General features: G+C 61.2%; 1 protein-coding gene. It reads right to left on the bottom strand.

Annotated features, from left to right (window positions below):
• On the bottom strand, positions 1-765 hold a 765-nt coding region (locus tag DID99_RS38300), incomplete at its 3' end, for a TAL effector repeat-containing protein (protein ID WP_260444801.1).
• Between the last annotated feature and the right edge of the window lie 60 nt (positions 766-825).

Raw genomic sequence — 825 nt, forward strand, 5'->3', positions numbered from 1 at the left:
GTCGTTGCTGAACCCGGCGTCGATGAGAGCCTGACGATGGGTGAGGACCGCCTGCAGCGCCTGCGTACCTCCGTTATTGGCGGCGATCTTCACGATGTCGTCGTTGCTGAACCCGGCGTCGATGAGAGCCTGACGATGGGTGAGGACCGCCTGCAGCGCCTGCGCGCCTCCGTTATTGGCGGCGATCTTCACGATGTCGGCGCGCTGCAGATGGTCAGTTAGCTCGTGGGCGTGCTCCGCAATATAAAGTAGCGTCTGCCGTCCACCGTGCGTACGTTCAATTCGTGTCTGCTCGGCGTCGGTCAGTTCGAGCGGATTGGTTGTATGAGGCAAAGACAGCGGGACGGGATAGGGCACGGCTCGGCGGGCCGAACGATGGATAGCGGAACGCAAGCCCTTACGCTGCGAAGAATTGCCTTGGGAATGACCGGAACGTGTGGAGTCCTGCCCGGGTGGCGGAGCCAGCAACTCGGATGTGATGGCCATGGTATCGGCCGGGATCGGCACATCTAAAAGTGCCTGGAGATGATCGAAGCTCAGAAACCCGGATGGCGTGGCGGGACTGGACACAGAGTTCCCGAGCTGAACCATGGGGACGTAAGCGCTGGCGACGGAATGCGGAAAGGTGTCATTGCCGGCGTTCAGCTGAAGTGAACGGGATGTCCCATTCGTTACCGGAATACCGGTACTGTCCGCTGGATCCGAACGATTCGAGGGCATATCGGATTCAGCCGCCATGGTGTCGGCTGGGATCGGCGCATCCACCTGGATCTGATCGATGCCCGGGGACCGGGATGTTTCGCCAACGGCCAACGTGAGGCGACG

The organism is Burkholderia sp. Bp8986 (assembly GCF_003854225.1).
Lineage (GTDB): Bacteria > Pseudomonadota > Gammaproteobacteria > Burkholderiales > Burkholderiaceae > Burkholderia.